Raw genomic sequence first — 12734 nt, forward strand, 5'->3', positions numbered from 1 at the left:
TGTGTCATTCCTGGGTGATCGGGCGCGTCATCAGCTGCCCGATGGCGGTCTTCACGTCGAGACTGCCATCGATGATGCGGGCGACCGCATCGGTGATCGGCATGTCGATGCCCTTTTCAGCCGCGACGCTGGAAGCGACCGAGGCGGCGAAGGCGCCCTCCACCAGATCGCCCGACCAGCCGGCGGCATCGCCATGGCGGCCGAGCGCGATGCCGAAGCGCAGGTTGCGCGACTGGTGGCTCGTTCCCGTCAGAACGAGATCGCCGAGGCCGGAGAGCCCCGTGACCGTGGTGCCCTCCCCGCCATGGGCCGCGACGAAGCGCGACAGTTCCGCAAGCCCGCGCGAAATCAGCGCCGCCCGTGCCGAATCGCCAAGCTCGGCCCCCTCGATGATGCCGCAGGCGATCGCCAGCACGTTCTTCAGCGCGCCGCCGAGCTGCACGCCGATGCGGTCGGTCGAGGGATAGAGCCGGAAGGTCGGCCCGGAAAGGGCCTGCGCCAGCAAGGCGCCGGTCTCGGCCGTGCGCGCGGCGATCACCATCGCCGTCGGCAGGCCCTTCGCGATGTCGGCGGCAAAGCCGGGGCCGGAGAGCACTGCGATCTCGCGGCCCGGAAGCTCTTCTTCCAGAACCTCCGTCAGCAGCCGTCCGGTGCCCTTTTCCATGCCCTTGGCGCAGATCACCACGGCCATGCCCGGCGCCAGCAGGGCCGCAAGGGAGCGTGCCGCCGCGCGCTGGGCCTGCGAGGGCATGGCGAACAGAACGATGCCGGCGCCGCGGATCGCCTCCGCATCGGCGCTGAAGGAAAGGGTCGGCGGCAGGTCGATGCCGGGAAGCGCCTTTTCGTTGCGCCGCGAGGCGCGCATCAGGTCGACGGCCACCGCATCGCGGCCGATCAGCGTGGCATCGCCGCCGCTTGCCGCGGCCACGCTCGCCAGCGCCGTGCCGAAGGCACCCGCGCCGATGACGGCGATCCTCGGAGTGGTGCTCATGCCTTGGCTCCCCGCTTGCCGGATCCCAGGATCGTCGCCGCCTCGCGGTCGAGCGGCCAGCGCGAGCGCGGCGCGACGGCAAGGTCATCGGGCGCAAAGCCGGCCGCCATGCGCTCCAGCCCCGCCCAGGCGATCATGGATGCATTGTCGGTGCACAGCGCCAGCGGCGGGGCGATGAAGCGGAATTTCTGCTTGTCGCACAGCACCTGCAGGGTCGCGCGCAGCTCCGCATTGGCCGCCACCCCGCCGGCAACGACCAGCGCCGGCGTCTCGACATCCGGGAAAAGCGTGCGGAACCGTTCGAGGCCGCGGCCGATGCGATCCTTCAGCGTGCGCGAGACGGCGCGCTGGAAGGAGGCGCAGATATCGGCGATGTCCTGCTCCGTCACCGGCTCGATCGACTGCGCAGCCTGCCGCACCGCCGTCTTGAGGCCGGAAAAGGAGAAATCGAGCCGCGCCTCGCCGACGAGCGGCCGCGGGAAGGTGAACCGCTCCGGATTCCCCGTCTTCGCCATGCGCTCCACCGCCGGCCCCCCGGGATAGGGCAGGCCGAGCAGCTTGGCCGTCTTGTCGAAGGCTTCGCCCAGCGCGTCGTCGGTCGTGGTGCCCCAGCGCTCGTAGTCGTCGATGCCGCGCACCAGGACGAGCTGGGTATGGCCGCCGGAGACGAGCAGCATGAGATAGGGAAAGGAGAGCCCGTCCGTCAGCCGCGCCGTCAGCGCATGGCCTTCCAGATGGTTGACGGCATAGAGCGGCTTGCCCGTCGCCCGGGCGATCGCCTTGCCGGTCATCAGCCCGACGATGAGCCCGCCGATCAGCCCCGGCCCGCTCGTCGCGGCAATGGCATCGACATCGTCAAGTGAGCGCCCCGCCCGCAGCAGCGCCTCGGAAATCAGGCTGTCGAGCGCTTCCACATGGGCGCGTGCGGCGATCTCCGGCACCACGCCGCCATAGGCGCTGTGCTCTTCGAGCTGGCTCAGCACCACCTCGCCCAGGATCTCGCCCCTGCCCTCCGCATCGCGCGCGACCACGGCCGCAGCGGTCTCGTCGCAGCTCGTTTCGATGCCCAGGATGGTCAGATGGGACGACATGTAGCACTTGGGAATTGATTGCGATGGGCCGGAAACCCGGTTACGAGACATCCCGGTAACAACGGATCAAGGCGGATGCAAACAAAACCTTTCAGGATCGGCACGCGGGGCAGCCCGCTGGCGCTCGCCCAGGCCTACGAGACCCGTTCGCGCCTGATGGCGGCGCATGGCCTGCCGGAAGACATGTTCGAGATCGTCGTGCTCTCGACCAAGGGCGACCGCATAACCGACCGCTCGCTGGCGCTGATCGGCGGCAAGGGCCTGTTCACCGAGGAGATCGAGGCGCAGCTTTCCTCCGGCGAGCTCGATTTTGCCGTGCACTCCTCAAAGGACATGCCGACGAAGCTGCCGGAAGGTCTGCACCTCTCCGCCTTCCTGCCGCGCGAGGACGTGCGCGACGCGTTCATCGGCCGCAGCGTCGCCCGCCTCCTCGACCTGCCGCAGGGCGCGACCGTCGGCTCCGCCTCGCTGCGTCGCCAGGCACTCATCCGGCATCTTCGGCCCGATCTCAACGTCATCGTCTTCCGCGGCCAGGTCGATACCCGCCTTGGCAAGCTCGCCGAAGGCCAGGCGGATGCGACGCTGCTCGCCTATGCCGGCCTGAAGCGCCTCGGCAAGCTCGACGTGCCGACGGAAATCCTTGATCCCGTCTCCTTCCCGCCCGCCCCGGCGCAGGGCGCGATCTGTATCGAGAGCCGCGTCGGCGACAAGGGCACGCAAGACCTGCTCGCCGCCATCGACGACCGGGTGACGCGCGCGGCGGTCACCTGCGAGCGCGGCTTCCTTGCCACGCTCGACGGCTCCTGTCGCACGCCGATCGCCGGCTATGCGACGGTCGAGGGCGAGCATCTCCAGTTCCACGGCATGATCCTGACGCCGGACGGGAGCCGGTACCACGAGATTGAGGCGAGCGGCCCGGCAGGCGAGGCCGGCCGGCTCGGCGAGGCGGCGGGACAGGCGATCCGCGAGAAGGCGGGAGCGGGCTTCTTTGAAAGCTGGGGCTGAACCGCGTGCGTGTCCTCATCCTTCGCCCGGAACAGACGGCGGCCCGCACCGCCCGCAAGCTCGCGGCGCTGGGCCACGAGACCGCCCGCCTGCCGCTGTCGAGGCCCCAGCACGATCTTGACGCGGTGAAGGCGGCGCTCGCGGAGCGGCATTCGGCCATCGCCATCACCAGTGCGGAGGTGGCGCGTCTCTTCGGCCATCTTGGCGATACGCTCGACCGTCACCTCCTGACCACGGTCTTCTCGGTCGGACAGGCCTCGGCGAACGCCGCCAGTGCGGCAGGCTTCCGCACCGTGCTCACCCCGGGCGGCAACGGCAGGGACCTCGCCGACATGATCGTCGCGCATTGCCGGGATTTCGGCATGCCGGCCGAACCGATCCTCTATCTCGCCGGCGTGCCGCGCGCCCGCGGCTTCGAAACGCGCCTCACCGAAGCCGGCATTCCGCTGCGCACCGTGGAAGCCTACCGCATGGTGCCCGTCGTCCCCCGGCGCACGGAGACGGAGACCGCGCTTCTCAAGCCGGTGCCGGATGCCGTGCTGTTCTATTCCGGCGAAAGCGCGCGGGCCTTCTTCAAGCTTTCCCCGCTCGTGGAGATTCCCGAGCGCTTCCTGTCGACGCTGATGCTCTGCATGAGCGCGAATGTCGCGAAGGCGGTGCCGCAGCGCTTCGCCACATCCACCGTCGTCGCCTCCGCCCCCAACGAGGAAAGCCTGCTGGACCTGCTCTAGGGGCAGGCTACGGCGGATGAATTTGCCGCAAGGGTCTTTCCCTCGCTGGCTTCGCTGTCTAGGTTTAGTGCAATGCACATGAATGCGAGGAGGTCGCCATGGAACCGGAAACCCCGTCCCGTCGCAAGAAGACCGGTGAAGAACCCGTGACGATCGACCTGGAGGCGACCCCCGCTTCCGTCAGCGACGAGGCGCTGGCGGCCGAGGAAGCGGCAAAAGCCGAAACGCCGGAAAGCCAGGCCTCGGAAGCCTCCGAAACCGTGACGGCGGAACCTGCGGCAGGCGAAACCGCCGCCGAGCCCGCCGAGGAAAAGGCCGAGCCGGTCGAGCCCGCACGCACGACCTATGAGGAACCGGTGCGCGCCGCGACACCGCCGGCACCGCAACGCAGCAATGCCGGCACGCTGGCGGCCGGCATCCTTGGCGGCCTGATCGCGCTCCTGGGCGCCGGAAGCCTGCAATATGGCGGCTACCTGCCGACGCTGGAGCCCGACCGCGCGGGCGAATCCGACGCCGTTTCCACCCTGACGAACGAGGTGGAGGCGTTGAAGACGCGGCTGTCCGAGACCTTGGCCGAAACCTCGGCCGCAAGCCCGGTCGACCTCCAGCCGATCGAGACGCGGATCGCCGCACTGGAAAAATCAGCAGGCGAAAGCGCGGGCGCCACCGCTGCAAACCCGGAAGCCGTCAGCAAGCTCGAAGGCGACGTGGCGCGACTGACCACGGAACTTGCGGCGCTGCGCGAGGCCATCGCGCGCACCACCGAGGCGGTCAGCACGACGGAAAGCCAGCTCACCGAGCGCATTGCCGCCGCCGAGCAGAAGCTCGACGAGCCGCGCAGCGACATCGAAATGGCGCGGGCCGTGGCCGCCAGCGCACTGAAGACGGCGATCGACCGCGGCGGCCCCTATCTCGCCGAACTGGAAGCCTTTGCCAGCATTTCGCCGGAGGATCCTTCCCTCCCGGGCCTGCGGGAACACGCCGCCGTCGGCGTGCCGTCGCGCTCCGATCTCGTGCGCGATTTCCAGGCGACGGCCGACGCCATTCTCGACGCCGTGCACCAGCCGGAGGGCGACCAGGGCATCTTCAACCGCCTGATGGCGAGCGCCGCCTCGGCGATCCGCGTGCGCCCTGTCGGCAGCATCGAGGGCGATACGCCGGAAGCGGTGGTCGCGCGCATCGAGAACAAGCTGCAGAACGGCGATTTCAAGGGCGCGCAGATCGAATGGCAGACCCTGCCGGAGAAAGGCCAGGCCGCGGCGGCGGACTACAAGCGCAAGCTCGACGAACGTGTCAGCGTGGAAGACCTGATCGGCGCCGTCGTTTCCGGCGCCTTGAGCGGCACGACCGGCGGCACCACGACCGGCACCGCCGGCAACCAGGGCTGAGGAGAGAGGCTTCATGATTCGCATTCTGGTCTTCGCCCTCTTCGTCCTCGCGCTTGCCGCCGGCTTCGCCTGGCTTGCCGACCGCCCCGGCGAGCTCTCCATCATCTGGCAGGGCCAGCGGGCCGACATGAGCCTGATGGTCGCCGCCACGCTCGTCGTCTCGCTGGTCGCCGCCGTGATGTTCTCCTGGTGGATCGTGCGCGTCGTCTGGACCTCGCCGCACTCGATCCAGCGCTATTTCCGCGCCCGCAAGCGCGACCGCGGCTACCAGGCGCTCTCCACCGGCCTGATCGCCGCCGGCGCCGGCGATGCCGCCGGCGCGCGGAAGATGCTGGGCCGCACCAAGGGGCTTCTGAGCGCCGACCAGGAGCCGCTCATCCACCTGCTCGAAGCGCAGGCGGCGATGATCGAGGGCCGCTACGACGACGCGCGCCGGAAATTCGAGCTGATGGCCGACGATCCGGAAACGCGCGAACTCGGCCTGCGCGGCCTCTATCTGGAGGCCCGCCGGCTCGGCGCCAACGAGGCGGCCCGGCAATATGCCGAACGCGCCGCGGAAAAGGCGCCGCAGCTTCCTTGGGCGGCGGAAGCCGCATTGGAATACCGTTCCGAGGCCGGAGACTGGGACGAGGCGTTGAAGCTTCTCGGCGACGGCCGCTCCGGCTCGGCCGAGGAGAAGAAGACGCATGCCCGCCGCAAGGTCGTGCTGCTCACCGCCCGCGCCGCCGCAAGGCTCGACGCCGACCCGAAGGGCGCGCGCGAGGACGCCCAGCAGGCGCTGAAGCTCGACGAGACCTTCGTGCCCGCCGGCCTCATTGCTGCCAAGGCCTATCTGCGCGAGGACAACCTGCGCAAGGCCGCCGCCATCCTGGAAAAACTCTGGAAGGCGACGGCCCATGGCGATGTCGCGAAGCTCTATGTCCGCGCGCGCAGCGGCGATTCGGCGACCGACCGCCTGAAGCGGGCGGAAAAGCTCGAGGCGATGCGCCCGAACAATGCCGAAGCGCTCCATGCCGTGGCGGAAGCCGCGCTGGAAACGCGCGACTTCGCGCGTGCCCGCAGCAAGGCCGAGGCCGCCGCGCGCCTGTCGCCCCGCGAAAGCACGTTCCTGCTGCTCGCCGACATCGAGGATGCCGAGACGGGCGACCAGGGCCGCATCCGCCACTGGATGAACCAGGCGCTGAAGGCACCGCGCGATCCAGCCTGGACGGCCGACGGCATCACGGCGCCGGAATGGCGGGCCGTCTCGCCGGTCACCGGCCGCCTCGACGCCTTCGAGTGGAAGACGCCCGTCAGCCCGCTCGACGGGCCGATCGAGGAAGGCTCGACCGCCGCCGTCGACGAGGCCATCCGCACCCTGCCGCCGCTCGCCATCGAGAGCAGGCCCGCCACGCCGGTTGAAGAGGTGGCGAAGGTCGAGACGGTGGAAGTCGCGCAAAAGCCCGTTGTCGTCGCCACGGTGGTGGAGGCCGCGCCGGTGAAGGACGTAACGCCGGAAACGATCAAGGAGGCGGTGGTCCCGGAGGAAGAAGAGCGTCCCTTCTTCGGCCTGCCCGACGATCCGGGCGTCAAGGAAGGCGCGGTCAAACGGGACGGGACAAGCGGCTTCCGCTTGTTCTAGAGCATTTCCAGCTGAAGCGAAGTCGCTTCGGCGTCGGTTTCAAAGATCGGAAAGAAACGGCAATATTCCAGGGCTTGAGGAACGGGGCGACACTGAATGTTCGAACGCTTGCAGCAGTTTCTGGCGAGCCTTTCCGGTGGTGACAGACCGGCCTTTGCCGCCGACGATCCGCGGGTCGCCGTCATGGCGCTCTGCATCCAGGTGATGGAAGCGGACGGCAAGATCCTCGACGTCGAGAAGAAGGCGCTGCGGGTCCGCCTGAAGGATTTCTACGGCCTCGACGAGACCGAGCTCGAGGCGCTGGTCGCCGCCGGCACCGATGCCGAGAGCGAGGCGATCGATTTCTTCCGCTTCACCTCGGAGCTGAAGCGCCAGCTTTCGGAGGAGCAGCGCGTCGATCTGATCGGCCTGCTCTGGGAGATCGTCTATGCCGACGGCGAGCGTAGCGAGATGGAGGACCACGCCATCTGGCGCATCGCGGACCTGCTTGGCGTCTCCGGCCGGGAGCGCATCATGAAGCGGCAGGAAGTGGCCGAACGGGTGGGCGCCGCAACGGGCCCGGAGGAACCGGACGAAGGCTGAGCCATGCTCGATTTTCCCCGCAAGCCGCGCCTCAAGCGCCCCGTCCTGATCGTCCTGCACCAGGAGACCTCCAGTCCCGGCCGCGTCGGGCAGATCCTCCAGGCGATGGGCCATGCGCTGGATATCCGCCGTCCCGTGCTTGGCGATCCGCTGCCCGCCACGCTGTCCCACCATGCGGGCGCGGTCGTCTTCGGCGGGCCGATGAGCGCCAATGACGACGAGGCCTATGTGCGCGCGGAGATCGACTGGCTCTCCGTGCCGCTTTCCGAGAACCGCCCCTTCCTCGGCATCTGCCTCGGCGCGCAGATGCTGGTGAAGAACCTCGGCGGCACGGTCTTCGGCCATGCGGAGGGCTGGACGGAGATCGGCTGGTATCCGCTGGCGGCGACGAAGGCAGGCGCGGCGCTGATGCCCTGGCCGGACATGGTCTACCAGTTCCATCGCGAAGGCTTCGACCTGCCGCGGGACGCGACGCTGCTCGCCACCGGCCATCACTACGAGAACCAGGCCTTCCGCTACGGCGACAATGCCTGGGGCATCCAGTTCCACGGCGAACTGACGCTCGCCATGATGCACCGCTGGGTGGTGCGCGGCGCGCACCGTTTCGAATTGCCGGGCGCGCAGGTCGGCCGTGCCCATCTCGACGGGCGCCTCCTGCACGATGCGGCGCTCCGCCTCTGGATGACGTCCTTCCTCGAGCGCATCTTCCACGAGGCGTAAGGACGCTTGCCGCGGCGGCGTCAGGCCCCGCGCCATTAAACATGTTGCCGCACCGCCCGGCACCCGGCCTTGCTGGCAGGGCGCGCAATGGCTACATGTCGAGACGAAACCAATTGGAGACATCAATGATAGCGGTCATCAACACCCTATTGTTCATCATCAGCATAGCGTGGTTCCTGGTGATCGCCTCGGCGATCTTCTCCTGGCTCTATGCCTTCAACGTCATCAACGCGAACAATCAGGTGATCGCCACCATCGGTCGCTCGCTCTACCAGCTGACCGAGCCGATCTACCGCCCGATCCGCCGCGTCCTGCCGAATTTCGGCGGCGTCGACCTTTCGCCGCTCGTCGTGCTCGTCATCCTGTTCTTCCTGGAGCAGGTGATCCGCAGCGTGCTGGCACCGGCCCTCCTGGCGCCGTGACCGAGCAGGCGGGCGCTGCGCTCCGCCGCCATGGCGACCATGTGCGCCTGACGGTGCGGCTGACGCCGAACGGCGGCCGCGATGCAATCGACGGCTGGGAAACCGGCGCCGACGGCGAACGCTACCTCAAGGCCCGCGTCAGCGACCCGCCGGACAAGGGCAAGGCAAACAAGGCGCTGGTGGCGCTGATCGCCAAGGCTGCCGGCGTTGCAAAGTCCGCCGTGAGTCTTGTCAGCGGCGACACCCAGAGAAAGAAAATCCTCCGGATCGACGGCGACCCGGAGGATATCGTTTCAAGGCTCGAGCGCGCCGGAGCGCATTGAAGCGCCTACTTCTTGCTCGCCTGATAGCGCTCGACGGCCTCCAGGATCATCTTCTTGGCGACGGTAACGTCCTGCCAGCCGGCGATCTTCACCCACTTGCCGGGCTCCAGATCCTTGTAGTGCTCGAAGAAGTGCTCGATCTGCTTCAGCGTGATCTCCGGCAGGTCAGTGTAGTTCTCGACCTTGTCGTAGCGGCGCGTCAGCTTCGGCACCGGAACGGCGATGATCTTCTCGTCCTTGCCGCCATCGTCTTCCATGACCATGACGCCGATCGGGCGCACATTGATGACGCAGCCCGGAACGAGCGGGCGGGTGTTGGCGATCAGGACGTCGATCGGGTCGCCGTCTTCCGAGAGCGTGTGCGGCACGAAGCCGTAGTTGCCGGGATAGGTCATCGGCGTATAGAGGAAACGGTCGACGACGAGCGCGCCGGCTTCCTTGTCCATCTCGTACTTGATCGGATGGCCGCCGACCGGCACCTCGACAATGACGTTCACGTCATCCGGCGGGTTCTTGCCAACGGAAATCGCATCGATACGCATGGGGGGCTCCCTCAGGTGGAATGGTTCTGTTCGCGGGCTTCCTAATGCGAATCCCATTGCAGCGCAACATGACTTTCGCCGGAGGCGAATAGACGGCGCGCCTTCCCCGTCTCCTTGAAGACTGGAGGATGATCATGCGCCTGATGCCCCTTCTCTTTGCCGCCGCCCTCGCCGCCTCGGCCGCCAAGGCCAACGAGAGCGCCTATTCCGAGCGTAACCTCGATGCCTGCAAGACGCTTTCGCAGGAGGACGAGGGCCCGAGCGTCACCCTTGAATGCGCCGGTTACAAGGATCTCGCGGTCTATTTCAAGGAAGGCGACCTCCGCCAGAGCCAGGCCTACGGCCCGATCAGCAAGGCCTGGCTCGACGAGGCCTTCGAGAGCTTCGGCCCGTTCAACCACACCAACGCCAAGATCGAATGGCGCATCGCGGCGGGAAGGCCGGTGGCGACCATCGTGCGCTGGTTCGTCTCCGACCCGGAAACGACGAGCGACACCGACACGCGCTACGGCCAGGTCCTTGTCGTCTCGACGATCGCGACGGCGGAAAACCCGACGAGCTGCGTCGTCGGCTATATCGACGCCCTGGAGAACAAGGACGCCAACACGCTCGCCCGCAAGGTGGCGGACGAAGAGGCGCACGATTTCGCCTGCGGCCTGAACGAGCCGCAATGGCATGGACTGCGGGGGAAACTGGCCGGCGAGCCGGTGCGCCACCTGCCTGCCGCTGTCGAATAGGCGTGCACGAAATCCGCTAGGGCCAGATGAAGCCGAGCTTCTTCAGCTCCTTGTCGCCGAAATTCTCCATGCCCTCGGCAATGTCGCGCCCGCCGGCGGAGCGGAAGAAGCGTTCGGCGTGCTCGCTGTCCTCCAGGCACCAGACGATCAGGCCCTCGCAGCCCAGCGACTTCAGGAGCCGCCGCGCCTCGCCGAAGAGCAGGCGGCCGAGACCGATGCCCTGGTATTCCGGGCGCAGGTAGAGTTCGTAGATCTCGCCTTCCTGCGGCAGCGCCCGGGCGCGGTTGAGGCCGAGCGTGGCATAACCCGCCACCGTGCCGGCGACGTCGAGCACCAGCAAGGTCGCGGGACCGCGCGTTGCTTTGCGCCACCAGCTCTCGCCCCGGCGGTCGACCATCTGGATAAGCGGCTTGTGCGGAATGAGGCCGCCATAGGCCTGCAGCCACGATACCCGATGCGTCTCGGATATCGCGCGTGCGTCCTGCGGCTCGGCGCGCCGCACATCGATCGACAGTGTCTTCATAACACGACTCATATTCCGGCGCCGATTCCACCGGAATCCCGCAAGGGCGCGGAGGCTTCCCTTGCCCACAGGCGAGTTCCGGGCGGCGCACGGAAAAGTTAACGCTTTTTTAACAAACGTCACAAGTCGTAAAACGATGACACACACATGAAAAACCCCGGCGCCCATTGTGAGGGGACCGGGGTTCGAAAATATTCCGCTTCGGATGCGTTTCGCTTATGCCGCGCCGGCCGAGCGCTGCTTTTCGAATCGCTTGCGGTCGTTCGGGTCGAGATAGAGCTTGCGCAGGCGGATGGACTTCGGCGTGACTTCGACGAGTTCGTCGTCCTGGATCCAGGAGAGCGCGCGCTCCAGCGTCATCTTGATCGGCGGCGTCAGGCGGACGGCTTCGTCCTTGCCGGCGGCGCGGATGTTGGTGAGCTTCTTGCCCTTCAGCACGTTTACTTCAAGGTCGTTGTCGCGCGTGTGGATGCCGACGATCATGCCCATATAGACCTTCTCGCCCGCGTCGATGACCATCGGGCCGCGGTCTTCCAGGTTGAACAGCGCGTAGGCGACGGCCTCGCCCGCTTCGTTGGCGAGCAGCACGCCGTTGACGCGGCCGCCGATCTCGCCCTTGTAGGGCTGGTAGTCGTGGAACAGGCGGTTCATGATCGCCGTGCCGCGCGTGTCGGTCAGAAGCTCCGACTGGTAGCCGATGAGGCCGCGGGTCGGCGCGAAGAAGACGAGGCGGACGCGGTTGCCGCCGGAGGGGCGTAGCTCGACCATCTCGGCCTTGCGCTCCGACATCTTCTGCACGACGACGCCGGAATGCTCCTCGTCGACGTCGATGACGACTTCCTCGATCGGCTCCAGCATCTGGCCGGTCGCCTCGTCCTTGTGCATGACGACGCGCGGACGCGACACGGCAAGCTCGAAGCCTTCGCGGCGCATGGTTTCGATGAGGACGGCAAGCTGCAATTCGCCGCGGCCGGAGACGAAGAACGAATCCTTGTCGCCCGACTCTTCGATCTTCAGCGCGACATTGCCTTCGGCTTCCTTGAACAGGCGGTCGCGGATGACGCGGCTCGTCACCTTGTCGCCCTCGGTGCCGGCGAGCGGCGAATCGTTGACGATGAAGGACATGGTGACGGTCGGCGGGTCGATCGGCTGCGCCTTCAAGGCTTCAGAAACCGAGGGGTCGCAGAACGTGTCGGCGACCGTGCCCTTGGTGAGGCCCGCGATGGCGACGATATCGCCGGCATGGGCCTCTTCGATCGCCGTGCGCTCGATGCCGCGGAAGGCGAGGATCTTCGAGATGCGGCCGTTTTCGATGAGCTGGCCGTCCTGGCCGAGAACCTTGACGGTCTGGTTCGGCTTGATCGAGCCCGAATGGATGCGGCCGGTGATGATGCGGCCGAGAAAGGGGTTGGCTTCGAGGATCGTGCCGATCATGCGGAACGGGCCTTCGGCAACCGTCGGCTCCGGCACATGCTTCAAGACGAGGTCGAGCAGCGGGGCCATGCCTTCGTCGGTCGGGCCCTCCGGGTTGACGTTCATCCAGCCGTTGCGGCCCGAGCCGTAGAGGATCGGGAAGTCAAGCTGCTCGTCGGTGGCGTCGAGATTGGCGAAGAGGTCGAACACCTCGTTCAGCACTTCCTCGTGGCGGCCGTCCGGGCGGTCGATCTTGTTGATCGCGACGATCGGCTTCAAACCAACCTTGAGAGCCTTGCCGACGACGAACTTCGTCTGCGGCATCGGGCCTTCCGACGAGTCGACGAGGACGATCGCGCCGTCCACCATCGAGAGGATTCGTTCCACCTCGCCGCCGAAGTCGGCGTGGCCGGGTGTGTCGACGATGTTGATGCGGTGACCTTTCCACTCGACCGAGGTGGCCTTGGCGAGAATGGTGATGCCGCGTTCCTTTTCGAGATCGTTCGAGTCCATCACGCGTTCGGCGACGCGCTGGTTTTCACGGAACGAGCCAGACTGTTTCAGGAGCTCGTCGACAAGCGTGGTCTTGCCATGGTCGACGTGCGCGATGATCGCGATATTGCGGATGGACATGGTTTAATCTCT

14 protein-coding genes are annotated in these 12734 nt (G+C 67.1%); 9 read left to right on the plus strand and 5 right to left on the minus strand.

Features of this window, described 5'->3' with window-relative positions; genetic code table 11:
• Positions 1–4: 4 nt before the first annotated feature.
• Positions 5–991: an NAD(P)H-dependent glycerol-3-phosphate dehydrogenase gene (locus tag AABF56_RS17600; RefSeq protein ID WP_272806935.1), complete on the minus strand. Its 987-nt coding sequence runs from the start codon at positions 989–991 to the stop codon at positions 5–7.
• A complete protein-coding gene (gene tsaD, locus AABF56_RS17605; protein ID WP_272806936.1) occupies positions 988–2082 on the minus strand; it encodes a tRNA (adenosine(37)-N6)-threonylcarbamoyltransferase complex transferase subunit TsaD in 1095 nt (364 codons plus the stop codon). The genes AABF56_RS17600 and tsaD overlap by 4 nt, the downstream gene beginning before the upstream one ends.
• 75 nt (positions 2083–2157) lie before the next feature.
• Between tsaD and hemC the strand changes: the two genes are divergently transcribed.
• The 8 genes from hemC to AABF56_RS17645 all read left to right on the plus strand — a co-directional run bounded on the left by hemC (position 2158) and on the right by AABF56_RS17645 (position 8874).
• Positions 2158–3087 (plus strand): hydroxymethylbilane synthase, encoded by a 930-nt coding sequence (hemC, locus tag AABF56_RS17610; RefSeq protein WP_272806937.1) that lies wholly within the window; start codon positions 2158–2160, stop codon positions 3085–3087.
• A gap of 5 nt (positions 3088–3092) precedes the next feature.
• Positions 3093–3818 carry a uroporphyrinogen-III synthase gene (locus tag AABF56_RS17615; protein WP_272806938.1) on the plus strand — a complete coding sequence of 242 codons (726 nt, stop codon included), beginning with the start codon at positions 3093–3095 and terminating at the stop codon, positions 3816–3818.
• 98 nt (positions 3819–3916) lie between these two features.
• On the plus strand, positions 3917–5206 hold the full coding sequence (locus tag AABF56_RS17620) for a COG4223 family protein (RefSeq protein ID WP_272806939.1): 1290 nt from the start codon (positions 3917–3919) through the stop codon (positions 5204–5206).
• Positions 5207–5219: 13 nt separating this feature from the next.
• Complete coding sequence (locus tag AABF56_RS17625; RefSeq protein WP_272806940.1) at positions 5220–6827, plus strand: heme biosynthesis protein HemY; 1608 nt, start codon at positions 5220–5222, stop codon at positions 6825–6827.
• Positions 6828–6923: 96 nt separating this feature from the next.
• Positions 6924–7409 carry a tellurite resistance TerB family protein gene (locus AABF56_RS17630; protein WP_244769305.1) on the plus strand — a complete coding sequence of 162 codons (486 nt, stop codon included), beginning with the start codon at positions 6924–6926 and terminating at the stop codon, positions 7407–7409.
• A gap of 3 nt (positions 7410–7412) precedes the next feature.
• Positions 7413–8129, plus strand: coding sequence for a glutamine amidotransferase (locus AABF56_RS17635; RefSeq protein WP_272806941.1), 717 nt, complete (start codon positions 7413–7415; stop codon positions 8127–8129).
• Between the two features lie 125 nt (positions 8130–8254).
• Positions 8255–8551 carry a YggT family protein gene (locus tag AABF56_RS17640; protein WP_133034532.1) on the plus strand — a complete coding sequence of 99 codons (297 nt, stop codon included), beginning with the start codon at positions 8255–8257 and terminating at the stop codon, positions 8549–8551.
• Complete coding sequence (locus tag AABF56_RS17645; protein WP_244769303.1) at positions 8548–8874, plus strand: DUF167 domain-containing protein; 327 nt, start codon at positions 8548–8550, stop codon at positions 8872–8874. The genes AABF56_RS17640 and AABF56_RS17645 overlap by 4 nt, the downstream gene beginning before the upstream one ends.
• 5 nt (positions 8875–8879) lie before the next feature.
• Here AABF56_RS17645 and ppa read toward each other — a convergent pair whose 3' ends face one another.
• Positions 8880–9416, minus strand: coding sequence for an inorganic diphosphatase (gene ppa / locus AABF56_RS17650; protein WP_064331766.1), 537 nt, complete (start codon positions 9414–9416; stop codon positions 8880–8882).
• A 134-nt stretch (positions 9417–9550) separates the two neighbouring features.
• Between ppa and AABF56_RS17655 the strand changes: the two genes are divergently transcribed.
• A complete protein-coding gene (locus AABF56_RS17655) occupies positions 9551–10153 on the plus strand; it encodes a hypothetical protein (RefSeq protein WP_272806942.1) in 603 nt (200 codons plus the stop codon).
• Between the two features lie 16 nt (positions 10154–10169).
• Here the strand turns inward: AABF56_RS17655 and AABF56_RS17660 are convergent, their stop codons facing one another.
• Entirely contained in the window at positions 10170–10676 is a 507-nt protein-coding gene (locus tag AABF56_RS17660; RefSeq protein ID WP_244769301.1) for a GNAT family N-acetyltransferase, read from the minus strand.
• 216 nt (positions 10677–10892) lie between these two features.
• On the minus strand, positions 10893–12722 hold the full coding sequence (gene typA / locus AABF56_RS17665) for a translational GTPase TypA (protein ID WP_272806943.1): 1830 nt from the start codon (positions 12720–12722) through the stop codon (positions 10893–10895).
• Positions 12723–12734: the final 12 nt, after the last annotated feature.

Origin of the sequence: Shinella sp. WSC3-e, assembly GCF_945994535.1 — a bacterium.
In the GTDB taxonomy this organism is placed as follows: domain Bacteria; phylum Pseudomonadota; class Alphaproteobacteria; order Rhizobiales; family Rhizobiaceae; genus Shinella; species Shinella yambaruensis.